The sequence below is a fragment of the Roseovarius sp. 217 genome, from assembly GCF_000152845.1.
Lineage (GTDB): Bacteria > Pseudomonadota > Alphaproteobacteria > Rhodobacterales > Rhodobacteraceae > Roseovarius.
In genome coordinates this window covers 1,559,723-1,581,012 of sequence record NZ_CH902584.1, presented here as the reverse complement: position 1 = coordinate 1,581,012, position 21,290 = coordinate 1,559,723, and the positions used below count along the sequence as shown (strand labels likewise).

Annotated in this window: 20 protein-coding genes and 2 pseudogenes; 9 read left to right on the top strand and 13 right to left on the bottom strand. The window is 62.4% G+C overall.

Features of this window, described 5'->3' with window-relative positions:
* Window positions 1–49 precede the first annotated feature (49 nt).
* Both ROS217_RS07500 and ROS217_RS07495 read left to right on the top strand, forming a co-directional pair.
* A complete protein-coding gene (locus ROS217_RS07500) occupies window positions 50–1,171 on the top strand; it encodes a beta-ketoacyl-ACP synthase III (protein ID WP_009817101.1) in 1,122 nt (373 codons plus the stop codon).
* Window positions 1,172–1,282: 111 nt separating this feature from the next.
* Window positions 1,283–1,743: pseudogene (locus tag ROS217_RS07495) on the top strand (phage regulatory CII family protein).
* Between the two features lie 16 nt (window positions 1,744–1,759).
* Here the strand turns inward: ROS217_RS07495 and ROS217_RS07490 are convergent.
* Together ROS217_RS07490 and ROS217_RS07485 are read right to left on the bottom strand one after the other, a co-directional pair.
* Window positions 1,760–2,335, bottom strand: a complete 576-nt coding sequence (locus ROS217_RS07490; protein ID WP_009817099.1) for a HupE/UreJ family protein — start codon at window positions 2,333–2,335, stop codon at window positions 1,760–1,762.
* 139 nt (window positions 2,336–2,474) lie between these two features.
* A pseudogene (locus ROS217_RS07485) lies at window positions 2,475–3,870 on the bottom strand (aminotransferase family protein).
* 427 nt (window positions 3,871–4,297) lie between these two features.
* Between ROS217_RS07485 and ROS217_RS07480 the strand changes: the two are divergent.
* The 3 genes from ROS217_RS07480 to ROS217_RS07470 all read left to right on the top strand — a co-directional run bounded on the left by ROS217_RS07480 (window position 4,298) and on the right by ROS217_RS07470 (window position 7,451).
* Complete coding sequence (locus ROS217_RS07480) at window positions 4,298–5,296, top strand: taurine ABC transporter substrate-binding protein (protein ID WP_009817096.1); 999 nt, start codon at window positions 4,298–4,300, stop codon at window positions 5,294–5,296.
* Window positions 5,297–5,382: 86 nt separating this feature from the next.
* Window positions 5,383–6,192: a taurine ABC transporter ATP-binding protein gene (locus ROS217_RS07475; RefSeq protein WP_009817095.1), complete on the top strand. Its 810-nt coding sequence runs from the start codon at window positions 5,383–5,385 to the stop codon at window positions 6,190–6,192.
* Window positions 6,189–7,451 (top strand): ABC transporter permease subunit, encoded by a 1,263-nt coding sequence (locus ROS217_RS07470; protein WP_009817094.1) that lies wholly within the window; start codon window positions 6,189–6,191, stop codon window positions 7,449–7,451. The genes ROS217_RS07475 and ROS217_RS07470 overlap by 4 nt, the downstream gene beginning before the upstream one ends.
* Before the next feature lie 49 nt (window positions 7,452–7,500).
* Here ROS217_RS07470 and trxB read toward each other — a convergent pair whose 3' ends face one another.
* Window positions 7,501–8,445: a thioredoxin-disulfide reductase gene (trxB, locus tag ROS217_RS07465; protein WP_009817093.1), complete on the bottom strand. Its 945-nt coding sequence runs from the start codon at window positions 8,443–8,445 to the stop codon at window positions 7,501–7,503.
* 197 nt (window positions 8,446–8,642) lie between these two features.
* Here trxB and ROS217_RS07460 point away from each other — a divergent pair, with 197 nt between their 5' ends.
* The gene (locus ROS217_RS07460; RefSeq protein ID WP_009817092.1) at window positions 8,643–9,143 is read left to right on the top strand and encodes an Lrp/AsnC family transcriptional regulator; all 501 of its coding nucleotides are present in this window, start codon (window positions 8,643–8,645) and stop codon (window positions 9,141–9,143) included.
* Window positions 9,144–9,145: 2 nt separating this feature from the next.
* On the opposite strand, the gene ROS217_RS07455 is transcribed toward ROS217_RS07460, so the two are convergent.
* Window positions 9,146–9,910: a Hint domain-containing protein gene (locus tag ROS217_RS07455; RefSeq protein WP_009817091.1), complete on the bottom strand. Its 765-nt coding sequence runs from the start codon at window positions 9,908–9,910 to the stop codon at window positions 9,146–9,148.
* A 533-nt stretch (window positions 9,911–10,443) separates the two neighbouring features.
* Here ROS217_RS07455 and ROS217_RS07450 point away from each other — a divergent pair.
* Both ROS217_RS07450 and ROS217_RS07445 read left to right on the top strand, forming a co-directional pair.
* A complete protein-coding gene (locus ROS217_RS07450; protein ID WP_254656388.1) occupies window positions 10,444–10,743 on the top strand; it encodes a hypothetical protein in 300 nt (99 codons plus the stop codon).
* A 306-nt stretch (window positions 10,744–11,049) separates the two neighbouring features.
* A complete protein-coding gene (locus tag ROS217_RS07445; RefSeq protein ID WP_009817089.1) occupies window positions 11,050–12,174 on the top strand; it encodes an alpha-amylase in 1,125 nt (374 codons plus the stop codon).
* A gap of 17 nt (window positions 12,175–12,191) precedes the next feature.
* Here ROS217_RS07445 and ROS217_RS07440 read toward each other — a convergent pair whose 3' ends face one another.
* From ROS217_RS07440 to ROS217_RS07400, 9 genes are all read right to left on the bottom strand, one after another.
* Complete coding sequence (locus tag ROS217_RS07440) at window positions 12,192–13,304, bottom strand: alpha-hydroxy acid oxidase (protein ID WP_009817088.1); 1,113 nt, start codon at window positions 13,302–13,304, stop codon at window positions 12,192–12,194.
* 9 nt (window positions 13,305–13,313) lie between these two features.
* Window positions 13,314–13,718 (bottom strand): universal stress protein, encoded by a 405-nt coding sequence (locus ROS217_RS07435; RefSeq protein ID WP_009817087.1) that lies wholly within the window; start codon window positions 13,716–13,718, stop codon window positions 13,314–13,316.
* A 15-nt stretch (window positions 13,719–13,733) separates the two neighbouring features.
* Window positions 13,734–14,717 (bottom strand): zinc-dependent alcohol dehydrogenase, encoded by a 984-nt coding sequence (locus ROS217_RS07430; protein ID WP_009817086.1) that lies wholly within the window; start codon window positions 14,715–14,717, stop codon window positions 13,734–13,736.
* Window positions 14,714–15,472, bottom strand: coding sequence for an SDR family NAD(P)-dependent oxidoreductase (locus tag ROS217_RS07425; protein WP_009817085.1), 759 nt, complete (start codon window positions 15,470–15,472; stop codon window positions 14,714–14,716). Before ROS217_RS07425 ends, ROS217_RS07430 begins: the two co-directional genes overlap by 4 nt.
* The gene (gene hisD / locus ROS217_RS07420; protein WP_009817084.1) at window positions 15,465–16,772 is read right to left on the bottom strand and encodes a histidinol dehydrogenase; all 1,308 of its coding nucleotides are present in this window, start codon (window positions 16,770–16,772) and stop codon (window positions 15,465–15,467) included. The genes ROS217_RS07425 and hisD overlap by 8 nt, the downstream gene beginning before the upstream one ends.
* A 9-nt stretch (window positions 16,773–16,781) precedes the next feature.
* A complete protein-coding gene (locus ROS217_RS07415; RefSeq protein ID WP_009817083.1) occupies window positions 16,782–18,107 on the bottom strand; it encodes a TRAP transporter large permease in 1,326 nt (441 codons plus the stop codon).
* 12 nt (window positions 18,108–18,119) lie between these two features.
* On the bottom strand, window positions 18,120–18,626 hold the full coding sequence (locus ROS217_RS07410; RefSeq protein WP_009817082.1) for a TRAP transporter small permease: 507 nt from the start codon (window positions 18,624–18,626) through the stop codon (window positions 18,120–18,122).
* Window positions 18,627–18,732: 106 nt separating this feature from the next.
* Window positions 18,733–19,881 (bottom strand): TRAP transporter substrate-binding protein, encoded by a 1,149-nt coding sequence (locus ROS217_RS07405; protein ID WP_009817081.1) that lies wholly within the window; start codon window positions 19,879–19,881, stop codon window positions 18,733–18,735.
* Window positions 19,882–19,906: 25 nt separating this feature from the next.
* The gene (locus ROS217_RS07400) at window positions 19,907–20,086 is read right to left on the bottom strand and encodes a hypothetical protein (protein ID WP_009817080.1); all 180 of its coding nucleotides are present in this window, start codon (window positions 20,084–20,086) and stop codon (window positions 19,907–19,909) included.
* Window positions 20,087–20,222: 136 nt separating this feature from the next.
* Here ROS217_RS07400 and ROS217_RS07395 point away from each other — a divergent pair, with 136 nt between their 5' ends.
* Window positions 20,223–21,260 carry a LacI family DNA-binding transcriptional regulator gene (locus tag ROS217_RS07395; protein ID WP_009817079.1) on the top strand — a complete coding sequence of 346 codons (1,038 nt, stop codon included), beginning with the start codon at window positions 20,223–20,225 and terminating at the stop codon, window positions 21,258–21,260.
* Window positions 21,261–21,290: the final 30 nt, after the last annotated feature.

The following is a 21,290-nucleotide window of genomic DNA, read 5'->3' as shown; positions in this document are numbered from 1 at the left end:
CCGGCGGCGGGACTAAGGTGATCTGATCAAATCTGTGAGGAGAACAAGAATGGGTTTGCCCGCAATCACGGGAACGGGGGTGTTCACACCGTCCGAGGTGATCACCAACGAGGAACTGGTCGCCACCTTTAACGCCTATGCCGAGGCGTTCAACACGCGCCATGCGTCAGAGATTGCGGCGGGTGAGATCGAGGCCAAGGGCATGTCCTCGCCGGAATTCATTGTCAGCGCGTCGGGGATCGAGCAGCGGCATGTGATGGACAAGGCGGGCGTGCTGAACCCCGAGGTGATGCATCCGCTGTTGCGGCAGCGCCGGGATGACGAGCCGGGGATCATGGCGGAAATGGCGATGGAGGCCTGTGCGCAGGCCCTCGCACAAGCGGGGCGGGCGGCGTCCGAAGTGGATCTGATCATCTGCGCCGCCTCGAACCACGAGCGGCCCTATCCGGCGATTGCGATCGAGATTCAACAGCTTTTGGGCGCGGGTGGCTTTGCCTTTGACATGAATGTCGCCTGTTCCTCGGCTACATTCGGGATTCAGGCCGCCGCCGACATGATCCGGGGCGGATCGGCCAAGCGGGCGCTAGTGGTCAGCCCCGAGATTTGTTCGGGGCATCTGGAATGGCGCGACCGCGACTGTCATTTCATCTTTGGCGATGTCTGTACCGCCGTGCTGATCGAGGCGGCGGACGAGGCCAAGGGGCCGCATTTCGTGATCCGCTCGACCCGCTGTGCGACGCAGTTTTCCAACAATATCCGCAATAACAACGGGTTTCTGCGCCGCACGCGCCCCGACGGTCTGATGGATCGGCGGGATATGCAGTTCGTGCAGGAGGGGCGCAAGGTGTTCAAGGAGGTGTTGCCGATGGTCTCGGCGCATATTCTGGGGCATCTCGCAGAGGAAGGTGTCGCGCCGGATGATCTGCGGCGGCTGTGGCTGCATCAGGCGAACAAGGCGATGAATGATTTTATCGGGCGCAAAGTACTGGGACGGGTGCCTGAGCCGGAGGAACAGCCGAATATCCTACAGGATTACGCCAATACATCCTCTGCCGGGTCGATCATTGCCTTTTCCAAGTATTCCGAGGACCTGCAACCGGGAGAGCGGGGGCTGATCTGTTCCTTTGGGGCGGGCTATTCGGTGGGATCGGTTCTGATCGAGCGCCGCTGAGGCCTGCGCAAACCCTTGGATCAAATTGGAAATGACATCGTACCACAAAGTCAGTAAGGGAAAATCAAGCAAGGGTAGCCCCCGGGACAGGGGCTGAGTTGGGGAAAGCGTATGTCGACGACGGGAAGTTACCTGAAAAAGCACACCGAAGCGCTGGTCAAGGATGTGGGCATCGAAGCGGCCTGTCAGTTGACCGGCAAAAATCAAAGGCCACGCTGGGGCGCTATTACTCCGACCACGAGGAACATGCCGACCGGTTCATGCCCGTCGATTCCGTGGCGGCGCTTGAGGCTGCTGCCAGCTATCCGCATGTGACGAGCGCGCTGGCGGAGTTGGGCGGTGTCAGTCTGAGCCTGATCGCAGAGCGGCGCAACGCGCAGGAGCGGGCCAATGTGAACAGCGACGTGATCGCGCTGTCACAGCGGTTTGCTCTGCTGATGGCCGAGTATCAGCAGAGCATCGCGGATGGCAGGATCACGGTCAATGAGGCCAAGCGGCTCTTGCGCGAGACGACGCAGTTGCAGCAGGTGCTGATCGAGATGAAGCTGCATCTTGAGGTCGAAGTGTCCTGAGACAGGTGCGTCCCAGTCAGCCGAAGGCGATATAGGCCCCGGCGAGCGCTGTGGCGCCGCCCATCAGGCGCAACGGCAGAACGCTGGCGTTGCGCGTTTCGCGCGCCGCGGCAAAGGCGATGAGCAAGCCCGCCGCATGCAGGAGCGCCGTGGCGATGGCAAAGCCCGCGCCGAATTGCAGCGCCTGCGCCTGTCCCAGTTCGCCGCCATGGGCGTGGCCGTGAAAGAGCGCGAAAAGGGCCACGAGTGCCATGGCCAGCCCCGGCGCGGGGCGCAGGGCGAGCGCCACGACAAGGCCAAGCGCCATGATCGAGGTTAGAATCATCGGTTCGACCATCGGCAGGGGCAGGCCGACCAGAGCCGCGAGAAACCCTGTGATCATGGCAAGGACAAAGGCGCTTGGCACGGTCCAGAGGGCGCGGCCCCCGATTTGCGCCGCCCAGAGGCCAACGGCGATCATCGCCAGCACATGATCGAGGCCGAAGAGCGGATGCGTGACCCCGGCGAGGAAAGAGCCGTATTCGCCCTCGGGCAGATGCGCCGCGGCGGGGCTGGCGGCGAGGATCAGGAGGGCGGTGAAGCTACGTTTCATATGGGGTTCCTTTTTGGGTCAACCGGCGCCTCGGGGTGAGTCGCGCCTGAGCGGCAAGATGCAGCGCACAGGGAGGTGGCGCAACAAAAAACCCGGCACGCGGGTGCATGCCGGGTCAGGTGGGGAAATCCCTGTGGGATCAGCCAAAGACGCGGGTCAGGGCCGCATCGGTGGCCGAGATCAGGTGGTTGATGTCATCCTTGGTGGCAATCAGCGCGGGCGAATAGCACAGCGTGTTGTTGAACCCGGGGATCGAGCGGTTGGTGGCACCGATGATGACGCCCTGCGCCATGCAATCGGCGACGACGGCCTGAACCTGCTTTTCCGGGGCAGGCTCTTTGCTGGCGCGGTCGCTGACCAGTTCGGCCCCGAGAAACAGCCCCTTGCCGCGCACATCGCCGATGACCGCGTGCTTGTCCTTGAGCGCGCGCAATTGGTCGAGCATGTAGTCGCCCATGGCGACGGTGTTGCCCAAGAGATCCTCTTCCTCGATGATCGCCATGTTTCCAGCGCTGCCGCTGGACGGCGGTGCAGCCGCCAAAGGTCGAGATATCGCGGAAATAGTTCATCGGATCGGTGGTGTCGTCCTTGAACATGTCGAACACGCGTTCGTTGGTCACACAGCAGGCGATGGCGGCATAGCCGGAGGCGACACCCTTGGCCATGGTCACGAAATCGGGCTCGACCCCGTAATGCTGATAGCCGAACCATGTGCCGGTACGCCCGATGCCGCAGACAACCTCGTCGATATGCAGGAGGATGTCGTATTTGCGGCAAATCTCCTGCACGCGGGGCCAGTAGCCGGCGGGCGGAACGATGACGCCGCCACCGGCGGTCACAGGCTCCAGGCAGAGCGCGCCAATGGTGTCGGGGCCTTCGGCCAAGATCACCTCTTCGATCGCGTTGGCGGCGGCGATGCCGTAGTCCTCGCCCTCCAGATCCCATTGCGCGCGATATTCAAGGCAATGCGGCACCCGCACGAAACCGGGGGTGTAGGGGCCATATTGCGCGTTGCGCTCGTCCTGACCGCCCGCCGAGAGACAGGCGATGGTGGTGCCGTGGTAATCGCGGTCGCGGTAGAGGATCTTGTGCTTCTTGCCCCCATAGCGCTTGTGGGCGATCTGGCGGACCATCTTGAAGGCCTTTTCATTCGCCTCGGAGCCCGAGTTTGTATAGTAAACCCGGCTCATCCCCGGCATTTTCGAGATCAGCTTCTCGGAGAAGAGCGCGCCGGGGATCGAGCCTGCGGAACCAGCGAAATAGGGCAGTTTGATCAACTGGTCACGCACCGCGTTGGCGATGCGCTCGCGCCCGTAGCCGACGTTGACGGTCCAGACGCCGCCCGACACGCCGTCGAGATGCTCTTTGCCCTTTTGGTCCCAGACGCGCATGCCGCGCCCTTCGACGATAATGCGCGGATCGGCCTTGGGGTCAGTGCCGCCCCATGGCGCGTGCTGAATCAGGTGATGCCAGACATGCGCGCGGTCGGCCTCGACCACGTGGGAAATGTCGTTGCCGCGAAGTTTGCCGTCCATGGCGATGCTCCATCAGGTTGAGGCCCGGCGCGGGGCGCGGGCCGTCTATGTATATCACGGGTTGTCCTGATCCCATATCAGCCGAGAATCTGAGCGTTTCGTTAGGGCCAGAAGACACCATTAAATAGGTCCAGAACACCCCGCCGCCGCGTGAGTCAAGCTGTAACTCTCTGGCAGATTTGGGTTTTTCATCCAAGCGGGTCTGAGGGGCATCTGTTTCAGGCTATCCGAAAACCTCTTTTCGGAAATACTGAAATGATCTTAGGTCTGCTATAATTGCGTTGATCGGTGCCTGTGGATCGGGTTCACTCTGGGCTGTTGCCTGTTCCGGGGTGCGTGTGATCCACAAGGCCCGAACGCAGGAGAAACCCGCCGAAACGTGCGGTGTGAAACAGAAAAACAACTGTAACCAACGGGAGAAAACAAGATGACACTGAAAAGCAAACTGATGTCGGCGGTGGCTGGAGCGGCCTTTCTGGCGGGGGCCGGAGCAGCGCAGGCGCAGGAAATCACCGTCGCCTATTTCCTCGAATGGCCGATGCCGTTCCAATATGCCAAGGAAATGGGCACCTATGACAAGGAAATGGGTGTCAAGGTCAACTGGCGCGCCTTTGACACCGGCACCGCGATGAGTGCCGCGATGGCATCGGGTGACGTGCATCTTTCGGTGAGCCAAGGCGTGCCGCCCTTTGTGGTGGCCACCAGCGCCGGGCAGGATTTGCAGACCCTCGACGTGGCTGTGAGCTATGCCGACAATGACAACTGCGTCGTCGCCTCGGCGCTGGAAATCGACAAGACCAATGCGGGCGAGTTGGCCGGCAAGAAGGTCGCCGTGCCGCTGGGGACAGCCGCGCATTACGGGTTCCTCAAGCAGATGACCCATTTCGGCGTGGATATTTCCAGCATGGAGGTGGTCAACATGGCACCGCCCGAGGGGGCTGCCGCAATCGCGCAGGGCGCGGTTGACATGTTCTGTGGCTGGGGTGGGTCGCTGCGCCGGGCCAAGGAGCATGGCAACGTGCTGTTGACCGGAGCAGAAAAGGAAGAGCTGGGCATTCTGGTGTTTGACGTGACATCCGGCCCGGCGGCCTTTGTCGCGGAAAATCCCGATCTGGTGGCCAAGTTCCTGAAGGTGACAGCAGATGCCAACGCGATGTGGGCCGACCCGGCCAATCGCGATGAAATGCTGCCCATCATTGCCAAGGACAGCGGTATGGATGTCGACGCCACAGCGGCGACGATTGACACCTTTGTGTTCCCCTCTGCCGAAGAGCAGTTGACTGCCAAATGGCTGGGCGGCGGCGCGCAGGAGTTCATGAAGGGCGTGGCTGAGGTGTTCGTCGAGGCAGGCAGCATCGATTCGGCGCTGGCCACCTATGAAAGCAACGTCAACACCGGCCCGTTGGCTGCCGCTAACGGCATGTAATCCCGTCCACGGACTGAATGAGGCCCGCCCCGCAAGTATCGGGCGGGCCTCTGCCCAACAAACCCAAACAACAACAGGGGGTGGGGATGTCGACACTTTCCATCGATAACATCTCGATGCGGTTCGATTTGCCGAATGGTGGCCATGTGCAGGCGTTGCAGAATGTCTCGCTTGAGATCAAGACAGGCGAGCTGATGAGCGTGCTGGGGCCGTCGGGCTGTGGCAAGACAACGCTTCTCAACATCCTCGCCGGGTTTCTGGCACCGACCGAGGGGCAGATCACGTTGAACGGCCACCGCGTCACCGGCCCTGATGCCGAGCGCGGCATGGTGTTTCAGCAAGGTGCGCTGTTCGAGTGGATGAGCGTGCGTGACAATGTGAGCTTTGGTCCGCGTATGGCGGGCAAGCGCGAAAAGGAATGGCGCGGCACGGTGGATCATCTGCTCGATGTCGTGGGCCTGCGCGATTTCAAGGAAAAGGCCGTGTATGAGCTTTCGGGTGGGATGCAGCAGCGCGTCGCACTGGCGCGCTGTCTGGCGAATGATCCCGATGTGATTCTGATGGACGAGCCGCTGGGTGCGCTGGATGCGCTGACGCGCGAAAAGATGCAAGGCTTGGTTCTGAAGCTCTGGAAAGAGACCGGCAAGACCATCATCCTGATCACCCATTCGGTGGAAGAGGCGCTGCTCTTGGGCGAGCGGTTGTTGGTGATGGCACCGCGGCCGGGGCGCGTTCACAAGGAGTACCGCCTGCCCTTTGCTGATACCGGGGCAGGCAAGGATTTGCGTGAGGTCAAGAAAGACCCGGAGTTTGCCGCCAAGCGAGAGGAAATCCTGACGATGATCTGGGACATGGAAGAAGAGATCATGGGTCGGACCGAGGAGGCGGGCGTATGATCATTCTCCTTCTCTATGTGGCGATTTTCACCGGCGCGTTCTTTGCCGTGCGCTTTGGCGTGCGCAAGTTCCGGCAGATGAACGATTACACCTCGCTCAAGACGGTGACATTCGGGGATGAGAGCGCGGTGCGCCCGGATCGCTGGGCCTCTGTGATTTCGGTGGTGACGATATTCCTGCTCTGGGGGGCGTTTACCGGGAGCAAATGGGTGCCTCTGCATGCGCCGGGGCCGTTCGTGGGCGATACCGAGTTCACCTATACGCTGGAGGGGCCGGACGGCACGCGCGACGATGCGACGGTGACTGTGCGGGTCTTTAAGATCGGCGAGACAGTAGAAACGCCAGTGGTCGACCCCGGCGACGGCATTGCCAAGAACGATGTGTTGACGGTGGGCGCGTGGCGGTCGCAGCTCTTGTTGATGGACAAGAATGACGAGGTGACGCGCGATCAGGGCGCCAAGGTGGTCGCGATTGATGGTAAGCCCGTGAGCGATGGCCAGACCGTTGATGTGGCCGCTGGCACCGTCGCCGTGACCGCCAAGGGGTCGCTGAATTTTGCGCCTGCCAAGGGCATGCAGATGGAGCCGATCTGGTTGCCGCCGCCAGAAGCGGTGGTGTCGCGCCTGATCGAGGTGTCGAAACAAGGCTATCAGAATTTCACCCTCTGGGAGCATCTCTATTGGTCGCTGTTCCGGGTGATCGTGGGCTTTGCGCTGGGCGCGCTGGTGGGGATACCGCTGGGCTATGCCATGGGGCTGAGTGACTGGTTTCGCGGCTGGTTTGATCCGATCGTCGAGTTTATGCGACCGGTGCCGCCGCTGGCCCTGATCCCGCTGGTGATCATCTGGCAGGCATTGGCGAGAGCGGCAAGATCATCCTGCTGTCCTCGCGGCGCTCTGATCATGACCATTTCGGCGCGTGCAGGCGTATCCGGCGTGGCGATTTCCAAGGTGCATGCGGCCTATTCGCTGGGCGCGTCAAAATGGCAATTGATGCGGCATGTGATCGTGCCCAATTCCCTGCCGGAGATTTTCACCGGCGCGCGTGTCGCAATGGGGGTCTGTTGGGGCACGGTGGTGGCCGCCGAACTGGTGGCTGCGGAAAAGGGCGCGGGCATGATGATCATGGTCGCGAGCCGCTTTCAGCTCACGGATATCGTGCTGATGGGGATCATCCTGATCGGGATCATCGGCTATGGCATCGACATCCTGATGCGCAAGGCCGAGACTTGGCTGGTGCCGTGGAAGGGCCGGGTGTGAGGGCTGCGCGGCGGCGCTATGGCCATGATGCCGCGCAGAAAGCCTAAACTCAGCCCTCGTGTTCTGCCAGCCAGCGCTCGGCATCGAGGGCGGCCATGCAGCCCATGCCCGCTGATGTGACCGCCTGACGGTAGATGTGATCGGTCAGATCACCGGCGGCAAAGACGCCGGGGACAGAGGTGCGGGTGCTGCCCGGCGTGACCTTGACATAGCCGCCGTTGTGCAATTCGAGCCTGTCCTTGACCAACTCGCTTGCGGGCGCATGGCCGATGGCGATGAACACGCCCTTGCAGGGGATTTCCGTGATCGCGCCGGTGTCGACATGGCGGACGCGCACGCCCTCGACGCCCTTGGGATTGTCGGTGCCGATGACCTCATCCAGCGTGTGAAACCACAGGGTTTCGATCTTGGGGTTCTTCATCAGCCGGTCTTGCAGAATCTTTTCAGCGCGCAGTTCGTCGCGGCGATGAATGAGCGTGACCTTGGAGGCGAAATTGGTGAGGAACAGCGCCTCTTCCACTGCCGTATTGCCACCGCCAATGACGGCGATTTCCTGTCCGCGATAGAAAAACCCGTCGCAGGTGGCGCAGGCCGAGACGCCAAATCCCTTGAACGCCTCTTCCGATGGCAGACCCAGCCATTTGGCGCGCGCGCCGGTGGCAAGGATCACGGCATCGGCGGTATAGGTGGTGCCGCTGTCGCCCTTTGCCACGAAAGGCCGGACATCAAGATCGAGTGAGGAAATAATGTCACCGATGATTTCACAGCCCATGGCCTTGGCATGCGCCTCCATCCGGACCATCAGGTCAGGGCCTTGCACCTCGGTATCGCCGGGCCAGTTTTCGACCTCGGTCGTCGTGGTCAACTGACCGCCCGGCTCGATCCCCTGCACCAGAATGGGCGAGAGCATGGCGCGGCTGGCGTAAACGCCTGCGGTATAGCCAGCGGGGCCGGAGCCAATGATCAGGCATTTGGTGTGACGGGTGTCGGACATGGCGTTCTCTCTGATGTGATCTGCGGATTTGGCGCATGATATAGCCCTCTGCTGCGGGGCATGTAACCCCTTGCAGGGCGGATATGCACAGGCGTGATAGGGTGCATTCGAGAAATGATCTTGCGCAGCTGCGAAACATAATTGCGCATGCGGACCGCAATGCTATAACAATCGCGAAATCCAACAAGGAGTGAACCATGGCCACGTCCCGTCTTGATCCAATTGATCGCAAGATTCTGGCGGAGTTGCAGGCCGATGGCCGGATGACCAATGTGGAACTGGCCAAGCGGGTTGGTATCTCGGCGCCGCCCTGTCTGCGCCGGGTGCGCACGCTCGAGGAACAGGGGTTTATTCGTGGCTATCATGCCGATGTGGACCCGCGCGAATTGGGGTTCGAGGTGCAGGTGTTTGCCATGGTGGGCCTGCAAAGTCAGGCCGAGGCCGATCTGAGCGCCTTTGAGGCGCGATGCCGGGCCTGGCCACTGGTGCGCGAGTGTCACATGCTGAATGGGGAGGTAGATTTCATTCTGAAATGCGTGGCCCCTGACCTCAGCACCTTTCAACGCTTTTTGACCGAGGAATTGACGGCGGCGGATAACGTTGCCAGCGTCAAGACCTCGCTCGTCATTCGCGGTGCCAAAGATGAGCCCGGCGTGCCGTTTGAGATCCTTGAGGCGCGGCTGAGCCAGTCGGCCTGAGATCAGGCGACGTTCAGCGTATCGGGCGCATCCAGCGGCAGACGCAGATGCGCCAGCGGGCCGAACTGATGCGGTTCGTGGATATGCGGGAAGAACGAGAGAAAGAGGTTGAGCATGCTCGGCCCCACTTCGCGTTCGAAACCGGCACCGGGGTGAAAGCTCTCGACCTCCAGACCGTTCGCGGTGATGAGCGCATGCCGCCGGAGGCAGATGTGGTAGAGTGTCACCGCGCACGGCGGCGTCACACGAAACGCATGCATCCCATCGGCCATCGCATGCGCCGGGCTGAGGACATGATCAGAGCCGATGCTGGCGCGCAGATTGCGCGGTCGTGTCAGAATGCGCGCACCGGGACCGGCCAGAAAATCCGCCATCGGGCGCGCGATGCCAAAGGCATCCGCCATGATCCGGGTCAGTTTGACAGAGCGCTCTGCGATGTCTTGGGGCCGCAGCGTGATCTGACCAATCCAGATCACGGGCAGCGGCCCATGCGCCGCCGTGTCCACGAGATCGCCGGGCAACAGATCCTCGATTGCGACCGGGCCGCGTGTCGTGGTGATCAGCGTGCCGCGCGCAAAGGCAGAATGCGCCGCATCAAACAGCGGCAGCGCCGGGGCCATATGTTCGCGTTCCGCAATCCGGCCATCGGTCGTAAGCCACAGGTTTGTGTAGCGCCGCAGCGGCAGGCGCTCAGGCTCTGGTGTCGCCGACAGGCGGCGCACAGGTGTGGAATAGGCGGCGTTGGCCGTCAGGCGGGGAATCGTCATCGCTGTGTCACCTCGAACATCAAGGATGTCACAACCGCGTCGGCCCCCACCGACAACGACAGATGGACATTATCTGTTTATGTTATGGGCGGAATATGCGGTCGCTACGCTCTTTGCGTCAAGTTTTGGGGGGAATTGTTCGCGGGATGCGTCGAGTTGTGCCGATTGCGCGGGATTGTTCTCGCAGCGGTAGGGAACCTTGCCACAATCACGAAAGCCTATGGCGAATCATCTGCGTTCCTCAAGCACCAGCTTGACGGATCGGCAAGGCGAGCAGTATCGTATTTTTGGACTACATCCGTTGCTCGAAAATTATTGAGTCGCGGGGGGATCAAACGGTTTTCAAACAGTGGCGCGCGCCGATGGCGAGCCGGGTATTGGTGGCGATGACATTCAGACGCTTATGGCGCGGATTGAGGGGAGTTGGCCTTGGGCCCGCGCTTCTTATTCTGTTGGTAAGCGTCCGGGTTGCCACCGCAGCGGCCGTCGATTGCCAGCACGAATTGGCGTATGCCTCTCGCTCTCATCTCCATGTGCAAGAGCAGATCAAGCTCGAGGCTGCGGCGCTTGGCGGTGAGTTGTGTCTGATCGAAGACCATCCCGCTGCGCTGACCACGCCCGCCGCTGAGGCCGCGCATGACGGCCCGCATCTGAACACGCCCTGTCCGTTCTTCAAGTCGCAGGTTGCGCTGACGGATCTGGCGATCGCGCCCGTGGCGCGGGATCTGAGTTTTTCGCGTGTCGTCCGCGTTTATGGCGATATGCGCGCAGCGGTGGGTGATCTGCCCACCGGGTACAGTCCGCGCGCGCCGCCCCTGGTGGCCCTGGGATAGCTGGCATGCGTGCCACCGGGCCTACCCGTGCGCCTCGCCGTTGATCGGCAAGGGGCCACTCCAGCGGGATCTTCGGTGACAGGGATACTCTCCTCGCATGATCGTTTCGCCATGCTTACCGCCATTCGGGCCGTCTCCAGCGGGCCAGATGGCGGGACAGCCCGAAGGATCAGGCCCCGCGTGGCCCATGCCAGCCTCACTTGGCTACTGTGTGACCAAATTTTCAACTGATTGATATCGTGACGCCAGAGGGCCCGATTTTCGCCCCGTGTCCGACTGTCGAAACCAATAAAAGAGACCAAGAACATGACACAGGCTTTCCTGCGTGCCGGTGCATTTTGCGCCGTGCTTTCGTTATGCCTTTCGACCACGCCAGGATCGGCGCATGACAATGCCGTGCCCAAGGACGGGTTGCGCGTCAGCGTGACCGATCTACCGCCGCTGCGCGCCGATGGCCATGCGCCTATCGGCGTTATGGGCGAGCACCGCCACAAGACCGGCGAGGTGATGCTGTCCTACCGCTTTATGCATATGGACATGGAGGGTTATCGCAGCGGCACCAACGGGCTCAGCCCCAAACAGGTGGCCGTAACGCCCAACGCGTTCTTTGGCCTGCCGGGACAGCCGCCCAATATCCGCATCGTGCCCACCAGCATGACCATGGATATGCATATGTTCGGCGCGATGTATGCGCCGAATGACCGGATCACCCTGATGGCAATGCTGCCCTATGTAATCAAGAACATGGATCACATCACCTTTGCCGGGCCTGCGGGGACCGTGCGGCTGGGCACGTTCAACACCCAATCCGAGGGCTGGGGCGATCTCAAGATCTCTGCGCTCTACGGGCTTGGGACTTGGGGCGCTCACAAGCTGCACCTGAATTTCGGCGTGAGCCTGCCCACCGGGTCCACGACAGAGCGTGCAACGGCCCTTACGCCGACCGGGGCGCTCATGAACATGCGCATGCCTTACGGGATGCAACTTGGGTCTGGCACAGTCGATCTCTTGCCGGGGATCACCTATAGCGCGCGGTCGGGCAACACCGGCTGGGGCGCGCAGCTGACCGGGGTGGTGCGCACCGGCAAGAACAACGGCTATCACCTGGGCAATGAGGTGGCGCTGACCTCATGGGGCAGCTATCAGCCCAAGCCCTGGATCAGTCTGTCAGGCCGGATCGAGGCCAAGAGCGTCGGCGACATCAGCGGGCGCGATTCCCGCATGGTCGGTCCCTCGCCCACCCTCAACCCGGACAACTACGGCGGTGAGACGGTGACGCTCTTTGCCGGGGTCAACCTTGTGGCACAGAAGGGCGCGTTGCGCGGGCATCGTGTTGCGCTCGAGATCGGCGCGCCGGTCTATCAGAATTTGAACGGCCTCCAGCTTGAGACCGATTGGACCACGACACTGGGCTGGCAATACGCGTTTTGACCAAGCTGGCGCGTGGCTCAGGCCGCGCGCCGCAGGCTGTCGAACAATCCTGACATATCCGTGCGACCGAGTTGCGCCAGTGTCAGGCTGATTTCCTCGGTCATCACGTCCCAGAGCCGGTTCAGACCGCGCTCGCCCCCCGCCGCCATCGCATAGAGCAGAGGCCGCCCGAGAAAGGCGAAATTCGCGCCCATGGCATGCGCCTTGACGATATCCTCGCCTGACCGCAGGCCGGAATCAAAAAAGAGCGGATAATCGGGGCCAAGGGCTGCACGTATCTCGGCCAGCATCAGGATGGGCGGCGGCGCGCCATCGAGCTGTCGCCCGCCATGGCTAGAAACCTGAATGGCATCTACGCCCGCGTCGCGCAGACGCACGGCGTCCTCGACATCCAGCACGCCCTTGATCACCAGCGTGCCGGGCCAAGCCGTGCGCAGCCGGTCGAGATAAGACCAATCCGCCGCCGCGCGGCTGGCGGTGCGGTCAAAGCCGCCCTGCCGGAAATTCGCCATTTCAGGTTTGCCATGCAACAGCGTGCCCAGCGACCAGCGCGGATGCAGCGCGAAATCGACGAATTGCCGGGGACCGATTTTGAACGGCATCTTGAAGCCGTGCCGCAATTCGCGCGGGCGGCGGCCCACCTCGGGCACATCAAGCGTGACAACAAGGGTCTGATAGCCTGCTGCGCGGGCGCGATCCACCAGCGCCATGGTGCCGCTGCCATCGCCGCTGAAGTAGAGCTGAAACCATGCGTGGCCCTCGGCCACCTCAATCATCTGTTCGAGCGGAGTCGAGGCGACGGTCGAGACGCCCAAAGGCACGCGATCCCGCGCCGCCAACCGCGCCAGCATAAGATCCGCGCCCGGCGTGCTGAGATTGCACATGCCCATCGGCGTGATGCCAAAGGGCACACGCGCAGGATGCCCGAACACATCGAGCGACAGGTCGCGTTTGGTCACGTTGCACAGGACGCGGGGTTTTAGCCGCAGATCGCGCAGGGCGGCGCGGTTCAGCGCCTCGCCATGCCCCTCACCCGCCGCGCCGTCGATATAGTCAAACACCATCCACGGCAGACGCCGCCGCGCCAGACGGCGGGCATCCTCGGCGGAATGGATGGCATCGGCCCCCATGCGCGTGCCCTAGCGCAGCACATGCACGGCGCAGGGCGCGTGCCGGACCACCCGCGCCGCTGTGGACCCCAAGAGGAAATCACTGAGCCCCGGTTTGTGCGAGCCGACGATGATGCAATCCGCGCCGTTCTTTTCCGCGTAATCGGTGATCGCGCGCCCGGAGTGGCCGCTCAGCATGACCGGCGTCACATCGGGTGCATCGGCCACCCGCTCGGCCAAGAGTGCCTGTGCGCGTTTATAGGCGCCTTCGATCACCTCTTCATCGAGATAGGCGCGCACAGAGCCTTGGACCGGCTCATAGGCATGCAGCGCGATGATCTCGCCGCCTTTGGCGCGCAGGGCGCGGGCGATTTCCAAGGCGCTCTCGCTGATCCCGTGTTCCAGCGACAGGCCGACAATGATTTTGCGATACATCTCACAAGCTCCTTTTTAGGGCACAAGAACGATCTTGGGGCTGGTCACGCGACCGGCGCGAATATCGGCAAAGGCGCGCGCACCGTCACTCAGCGCCCGTTCCTCAATCCAGTCGAGCGCGCCAAGGCGCCCGTCGAACATCGCCTGCGCGCAGTCGCGGAAATCCTGCGCTGTATAGGTATACGTGCCGATAAAGGTGATTTCTTGCAGCGTCATACGCCGGATATCGAGGCCACCGGTGGGTTGGCCAAGGCCGATATGCACGATCACGCCACCGGGGCGGGCATGGGCAGAGGCCTGCGCGCGCGTGGCCTCAAACCCCACGCCATCGACCACGAGGTCGAATTGCTCAGCGGGATCGAGCGCGTCAGGGGCCATCACCACCTGATCGCAACGCAGTTCGAGGAAGGCGCGGCGCGCGGCGTGCGGTTCGACCATCGTCACATCCACAATACCTTGTGCTGCAAGGCTGAGCGCCGCGCCCAGACCAATCGCGCCACCGCCCAGCACAAGCGCCCGGTGCGGGCCATCGCCCAGCGCCGCCCGGCCCAGCCGCACCGCGTGCCAACCGCAGGCGATGGGTTCGGCCAAGGACGCCTGATGCGTGGTCACATGATCGGGCAGAGGCACGAGATTGCCCTCTGGCATGGACAGAAGCCCGGCAAAGGCGCCTTCGCGCGGGGGCATTGAAATGATCTGACGGGTGCTGCACAGGTTGTCGCGCCCCGACCGGCAAGCGGGACAGGTGCCGCATGTGACCAGCGGATTGACCGTCACGCGCTGGCCCTGCATCGCGCCACTGAGCACCACGCCCGCCGCCTCATGCCCCAGAACCAGTGGGGCGGGGCGGCGTTCATCATGGCCCAGATAGGCGTGCATGTCCGAGCCACAGATGCCAACGCTCTGGACGCGGATCAGCGCCTCGCCGTCGCGCGGGATGGGGTCCGCCATGTCACGGTAGTCGAGCCCCTCGGGTCCGGTATACACAAGCGCCTTCATCTCGCGGTAAATCCTCCGTCCAGCATCATGATTTGCCCGGTGACGTAATTCGACGCCTCGGAGCAGAAAAATAGCAGCGGGCCGTCCATATCCTCGGGTTCGCCATTGCGCCCGATGCAGGTCTGCGCCGCGTTGCGCGCCGCGCGTTCGGGATCGTCGAACACCGGGGCTGTCAGTTCCGTGCGCACGAAGCCGGGGGCCAGCGCATTGACGTTGATGCCGTGGCGCGACCATGCCTCGGCCATGGCGCGGGTCATTTGCGCCACGCCGCCCTTGCTCGCGCCGTAAGCAATGCCACCGGGAAAGGCGCGAAAGGATTGCAACGAGGCGAAATTGACGATCCGTCCCCAGCCCTTGTTCCGCATCGCGGGCACAAGATGCTGGCTCAGGAAAAACGGCGCTGTGAGATTAAGTGAGAGGGTTACATCCCAGCCTTCGGACGTCACCTCATCCGCCGCCTGCCGGGTGTTGATCCCTGCGGCATGCACCACGATGTCAGGCGCGCCAAAGGGTTCTGCCGCGCGCCGGGCGAGATCCGCAAGGCTATCGCGATCCGCCAGATCATGCGCGATCACCGCGCCGCTTTCGCCGACCTCCGCTTGCCAGCCCGCCAGCGCATCGGCGCGGCGGGCCACGCCCACCACGCGCGCGCCGCGCATCGCCAGAACCGTCGCCGCGCGCCGCCCAAGACCGGCACTTGCCCCCGTCACCAACGCGACGCGCCCCGCGACATCAAAGAGCCCGCGTTCAGCCATTGGCGGTCAGATCAAAGGTTTCGTCGGGGAAATATTTGCGCAGGCGAATGTCGGCGGTGCGGGCGTGCCCCTCCATCCCTTCCAGCCGCGAAATGCGCGCCGTGGCCTCGGCCACGGGCTTGGCCCCTTCACGGGTGGCGCGCTGCCATGTGACGATCTTCATGTATTTGTGCACGCTCAGCCCGCCGGTGTAATTGGCCGCCCCTGAGGTGGGCAGCACATGGTTGGTGCCCGATGCCTTGTCGCCAAAGGCGACCGTGGTTTCCTCACCGAGAAAGAGCGAGCCGTAACAGGTGAGCCGGTCCAGCCACCAGTTGAGATCCTCGGCCTGAACCGTCAGATGCTCGGGCGCGTAATCGTCGGAGGTGGCCGCCATTTCCTCGCGGTCTGCGCAAAGGATCACCTCGGCATAATCACGCCATGCGGCGGCGGCGTTGTCGCGGTTGACCTCTGGCAGATCGGCAATCAGGTCAGGGACAAGGCGCATCACCTCCTCGGCCAGCGGGCGATTGTCCGTCACCAGCCAGACGGGCGAGTTATAGCCATGCTCCGCCTGTCCCACGAGGTCGGTCGCCACCACCATCGGATCAGCGGTCGCATCCGCCAGAACGAGGCTGTCGGTCGGGCCTGCGATCATGTCGATGCCGACGCGACCAAAGAGGATGCGCTTGGCCTCGGCCACGAACTGATTGCCGGGACCGACAAGGATGTTCGCCGGTGGCAGACCAAAGAGGCCGAATGTCATGGCCGCAACACCCTGCACGCCGCCCATCGCCATGATCACATCCGCGCCACAGACATGCGCCGCATAGATGATTGCCGGGGCCACGCCCACGCCGGGGCGGGGTGGCGAACAGGCGACGATATGCTTGCAACCCGCCACCTTGGCGGTGGTCACGGTCATGATGGCGCTGGCGATATGGCTATAGCGCCCGCCCGGCACATAGCAGCCTGCCGCCCGCACCGGGATGCTCTTTTGCCCCGCAATCAGCCCCGGCACTACCTCAACCTCGATATCGCGCAAGGTTTCGCGCTGAGCCTGCGCAAAGCGGCGCACATTGGCATGGGAAAATTCGATATCGCGCTTGAGTTTTTCCGGCACCAGCGCCGAGGCGGCGGCAATATCTTCTGGGGTCAGGATGATCTTGCCCTCATAGCGGTCGAACTTGGCGGCATACTCCAGCGCCACCTTGTCACCGCCCGCCTCGATATCGGCCAAAATCCCCTGCACGGTTTCATGCACATCACCGGCATTGGAGGTCGATGTGAGGGTTGCTTTTTTCAGGTATTCACGGGTCATGGCAGGGTCCTATTTGTAGACATCGGGAAGCATCGTGGTCGAAATCGCCGGGATATAGGCAATCAGCAGCACCACGATCAGCATGAAGAAGACGAAGGGCACCGCCCGCCATGCGATCCGCAGAATGGATTCGCCGGTGATGCCGGACACAACAAAGAGGTTGAGACCAAGCGGTGGCGTGATGAATCCCACGCCCAGGGCCGTGATCATCATGATGCAGAACTGGATTTCATTCATGCCGATATTGTCGGCGAGTGGTTTCAGAATGGGGGCGAGGATGACGATATTCGGCGTTGTTTCCATCACGCAGCCCGCCGCGATCAGGATCAGGATCATCAAGAGAATGAGCGTTGCAGGATCATCCGTAAGGCCCGTCACAGCGGTCACGAACCCCTGCGGCACGCCCATGATCGCCAGCGCCTGTGCCAACGGCAGGGAAAAGGCGATGATCGGCAGGATCACCCCGTTGACCTTGGCCGAACTGATCAGCATGGCGGGAAAATCCGCCAGTTTGAGCGTGCCTAGGATAAAGCCGAGGATCACCGTGACGATGACCGCCGTGGCCCCCGCCTCGGTCGGCGTAAGCCGCCCTGAGAAGATGCCGTAGAAGATGATCCCCGGCACGATGAAGGCATACCAGCCCGAGGCCAGCGCACGGCCCAGATTGACGAAATATTCGGCGAACCCGACATTGCCGCCGCCCTCATAGCCATAGATGCGATTGACCACGATATTGGTGATCAGGATCGACAAGAGGATCAGCATCCCCGGAATGAGCGCCGCCATAAAGAGCGTCGAGGCGGAAATGCCCAAGACCAGACCGATGATGATATAGGCAATCGACGGCGGGATGAGGATGCCGGTGCAGGCCCCTGCCGCCACCAGCGCACAGGCATAGGGGCGCGGGTAGCCCGATTCCACCAGCCGGTCGATGGTCATCCGCCCCACCGCCGCAGCGCCCGCCGCATCCGAGCCTGAGATCGCCGAGAACATGCCGCAGACAAGCACCGTGGCAGAGCCGAACCCGCCCTTGGCAAACTGCGTCAGCGCCTCCGCCACATTGAGAAACTTGCGGCTGAGGCCGGTGCGCACCAGCACATCGCCGGTCAGGATAAAGAGCGGCACCGCCGTCAGCGCAAAGGCGTCGATCCCGTCAAAGAGGCTCTCCCCCACAAGGCTGAGCGGCAGCGCGCCCGACCAGATCAGCATGACAATCGCCGCCGAGCCGATGGCCGCCCAGATCGGGACGGCCAGCGCCACCAACACCACAAAGAGGATCACCGGCCCGTAAAAATCCCAGCCCAGATCGACGGTTTGCGAAAATGTATTCCACATGACGCGCGCCCCTCAATCGAACAGTTGATTGCCTTCGTGCACGGGTGTCCCGTCACGAAGGGCGCGCAGATCGCGCAGGAAGGATTGCACAAGGCGCAAGAGCATAAGGCCGAACCCCACCGGCACCGCCAAGAGGAACCATACCATCGACACCCGCAAACCGGCACTGACCGAGCCGAACTTGGCCGAAACCAGCACCGTCTCCCACGACCAGTAAAGCGCGACAACTGCCACCGCTGCCATCACCAGATCGCCCAAAATATACAGCGCCGCCTTCATGCGCGGCCCGACGTAATGCATGATCACGTCGATGCGGATATGCGCGCGTTCGCGCACCGCCGCCGCTGCCCCGATCCATGCCAGATAGATAAAGGCATAGCGCACGATCTCTTCGCCCCAGACCGAGGAATAGGCGAACACCTCGCGCCGGATTACCTCGATCGCCATGGTGACGACCAGCATCATGTAAAAGATCAGAAGCGCCCATCGCTCCAGATTGCGGTCCAGTGTGCTGAGCATGTCAAACCTCTCCGGTTCAGGGCGCGCGCTGCGGTCCTGTCCCTCTCGTTAGCGTCCTTGCAAATTCCGGGCGCGGCAGTCATGCGCGCGCCCGGTGTGTTCAGCATCAGGCGTCGTGGACGTAGTATTTGCCCGACGTGCCCGCCGCCTCGACCAGCTTGTCAAAGGTCTCCATCGACCCGGCCAGTTCGGTCTTGAAACTGTCCCATTCAGAGCGCTGATAGCCCACGGTTTCCTGCCATTCCGCCAGTTGATCGGCGCTCAGAGAATGGAATTCCACGCCGGACTTGGCCATTTCGGCCATGGCATAGGTGCGCGACGACGGCACCTTGGCAAGGTTTTGATGGAAACTCATTTCGGAGGCCCATTCAATCGCCTCCTGCACATCGCTGGACAGGGTATTGTACCATTCGAGGTTGCAGGCATAGGTCTGGCTGTCCGGCACCGCCTGGGTAAAGGTGACGTGGCTCAGGATATCCTTGAAGCCAAAGGCATAGAGCGCGCCCACCGCCGGGTCGAGCGCATCGGCCACGCCCTGTTTGATCGCCGACGGTGTTTCCCCCCACGCCACCGGCGTCGGATTGGCACCGCCCATCTTGTAGAACTGTTGCAGCATCTGCGAACCGGGCACCCGAAACTTGACCCCTTGCAGGTCGGCAGGCGTCATGATCGGCCCACCGCCGCCCTTGCGCACCGCCATCACACGCGGGTCGATGCAGAAATAGAACATCGGCTTGAAGCCGCGCGCCTCGACCAGCGCATTCACCTCTTTCTTCCAGATGTCAGAGGTCACGAGATTGACGAAACGCTGATTGGCACCGCAGAAATAGGGCATGTTGATCAGGTCCACCGCCGGGGCGAAGGGGGCAAAGTTCGAGAGCGAGAATTGCCCCGCATTGATCGTGCCGCCCTGCACCTTTTGCGCCAGTGCCGATCCCACACCCAATTGCCCACCGGGGGCCAGCTTGACATAGATCTTGCCGTTCGAGGCGTTTTGCAGGTTCTCTTTCACATCAAGCTGCATCATCGGATAGCTGCGTGTGGTGCCCACCACATATTCCGTGGCCAGCGTCATCACATGCTCTGCCGCCGCCTCGCGCTCGCGCTCTTCATTGGCGGTCTGCGCAGAGGCCTCGGACGACCAGAGCGTGCCCGCCGCTGCCGCGACAACAGCAGCGGTAAAGCTGCCGGTGGTGGCCAGTTTCAGAAAATTGCGCCGCTCTTCGGACGCAAGCTCTTTTGCTTCTTCAGTCATTCTTGTCTCCTCCCTGAGATCTGATTTATTTTCCGCGTTTGCGCGCCGCCTCGCTCCTCAACGTGGCGACGACAAAGGTCACGACCGCTGCCAGCAGCAAAAGCATTTCACCCACACCTGTCAGAAATGCCGCGTTCCCAAAGGCTCCCATCGCGACATTCAGGCCAAAGGCTCCGAACAGGATCAGTGCTGCGAACAGAAACATGATGCCCTCCTCTTCGTCGGGTCTTTCGACGATTCGAGACAAATGTAAGCGCTTACATATTTTCACGCAAGCTGTTATATTTCCCGAATGTCGTTACAGGCATGTAGATCGAAACACTCTTGCTCCGGGTCCCAGGATGAACCGACGTGTCCCTGACAACGCCTTGAACCTGCCTACGCTGGCCGATGTCGCCCGCGCGGCGGGGGTGTCTACCGCCACTGTTTCGCGTTGCCTCAACTCTCCGTCGCAGGTGCAAGAGAGCACCCGCGAGCGGGTTCTGGCGGCGGTGATGGCCTTGGGCTATTCGCCAAATTTCGGCGCGCGGGCCTTGGCGGCGCGGCGCACCGGCACCATTGGTGCGATCATTCCGACGATGGAAAACGCGATCTTTGCCCGCGCCATTCAGGCCTTTCAGGAGGAATTGCATCTCAGTGGTGTGACCCTCCTGGTGGCCTCGTCATCCTACAGCCCGCAAAACGAGGCCGATCAGATACGCACGCTTGTGGCACGCGGGGCTGATGCGCTCTTGTTGATCGGGCATGACCGCGATCCCGGAATTTACGCCTTTCTCGAACAGCGCGGCGTGCCGGTGTTGGTGTCCTGGGCGTTTGATCCGGCGCAGGCGCGCCCAGCGATCGGGTTCGACAATCGCCGGGCAATGGCGGCATTGGCCAAAGAGGTGCTGCGCCTCGGGCATCAGCGCGTCGGCATGATTTCGGCCTTGGCCGAGGGCAATGACCGTGCCCGCGACCGGATTTCGGGGGTACGCGACGCGCTCCGCGACCACGGGCTTGATCCCACGGCGCTGCACCTCATCGAGATCCCCTACAGCATCGCCAACGGGGCTGAGGCAATGGCAAAGTTGATGGCCCTGCCCGCGCGCCCTACCGCCGTGATCTGCGGCAATGACGTGCTGGCGGTGGGGGCGTTGCAGATGGCGCGCAAACTGGGGCTGCGGGTGCCGGCCGACGTGTCGATCACCGGCTTTGACGATATCGAACTGGCAACCGTGGTCGATCCGGCCCTCACCACCGTGCATGTCCCGCACCGCGAAATGGGGCGCGAGGCGGCGCGCCTCTTGGTGGCGATGGTGGGCGGAGCGGGGTCGCCGCCGCCGGTCTGTCTTGAGACAGAGTTCTGCCCACGCGGCACTCTGGCGGCCCCATCAGCGTGAAAAGGCCCGCCGCCGGAACACCGGGGCGGG

Coding starts and splice junctions, on each gene's coding strand:
- ROS217_RS07500 (WP_009817101.1), top strand. CDS start 50: ATGGGTTTGCCCGCAATCACGGGAACGGGGGTGTTCACACCGTCCGAG.
- ROS217_RS07490 (WP_009817099.1), bottom strand. CDS start 2,335: ATGAAACGTAGCTTCACCGCCCTCCTGATCCTCGCCGCCAGCCCCGCC.
- ROS217_RS07480 (WP_009817096.1), top strand. CDS start 4,298: ATGACACTGAAAAGCAAACTGATGTCGGCGGTGGCTGGAGCGGCCTTT.
- ROS217_RS07475 (WP_009817095.1), top strand. CDS start 5,383: ATGTCGACACTTTCCATCGATAACATCTCGATGCGGTTCGATTTGCCG.
- ROS217_RS07470 (WP_009817094.1), top strand. CDS start 6,189: ATGATCATTCTCCTTCTCTATGTGGCGATTTTCACCGGCGCGTTCTTT.
- trxB (WP_009817093.1), bottom strand. CDS start 8,445: ATGTCCGACACCCGTCACACCAAATGCCTGATCATTGGCTCCGGCCCC.
- ROS217_RS07460 (WP_009817092.1), top strand. CDS start 8,643: ATGGCCACGTCCCGTCTTGATCCAATTGATCGCAAGATTCTGGCGGAG.
- ROS217_RS07455 (WP_009817091.1), bottom strand. CDS start 9,910: ATGACGATTCCCCGCCTGACGGCCAACGCCGCCTATTCCACACCTGTG.
- ROS217_RS07445 (WP_009817089.1), top strand. CDS start 11,050: ATGACACAGGCTTTCCTGCGTGCCGGTGCATTTTGCGCCGTGCTTTCG.
- ROS217_RS07440 (WP_009817088.1), bottom strand. CDS start 13,304: ATGGGGGCCGATGCCATCCATTCCGCCGAGGATGCCCGCCGTCTGGCG.
- ROS217_RS07435 (WP_009817087.1), bottom strand. CDS start 13,718: ATGTATCGCAAAATCATTGTCGGCCTGTCGCTGGAACACGGGATCAGC.
- ROS217_RS07430 (WP_009817086.1), bottom strand. CDS start 14,717: ATGAAGGCGCTTGTGTATACCGGACCCGAGGGGCTCGACTACCGTGAC.
- ROS217_RS07425 (WP_009817085.1), bottom strand. CDS start 15,472: ATGGCTGAACGCGGGCTCTTTGATGTCGCGGGGCGCGTCGCGTTGGTG.
- hisD (WP_009817084.1), bottom strand. CDS start 16,772: ATGACCCGTGAATACCTGAAAAAAGCAACCCTCACATCGACCTCCAAT.
- ROS217_RS07415 (WP_009817083.1), bottom strand. CDS start 18,107: ATGTGGAATACATTTTCGCAAACCGTCGATCTGGGCTGGGATTTTTAC.
- ROS217_RS07410 (WP_009817082.1), bottom strand. CDS start 18,626: ATGCTCAGCACACTGGACCGCAATCTGGAGCGATGGGCGCTTCTGATC.
- ROS217_RS07405 (WP_009817081.1), bottom strand. CDS start 19,881: ATGACTGAAGAAGCAAAAGAGCTTGCGTCCGAAGAGCGGCGCAATTTT.
- ROS217_RS07400 (WP_009817080.1), bottom strand. CDS start 20,086: ATGTTTCTGTTCGCAGCACTGATCCTGTTCGGAGCCTTTGGCCTGAAT.
- ROS217_RS07395 (WP_009817079.1), top strand. CDS start 20,223: ATGAACCGACGTGTCCCTGACAACGCCTTGAACCTGCCTACGCTGGCC.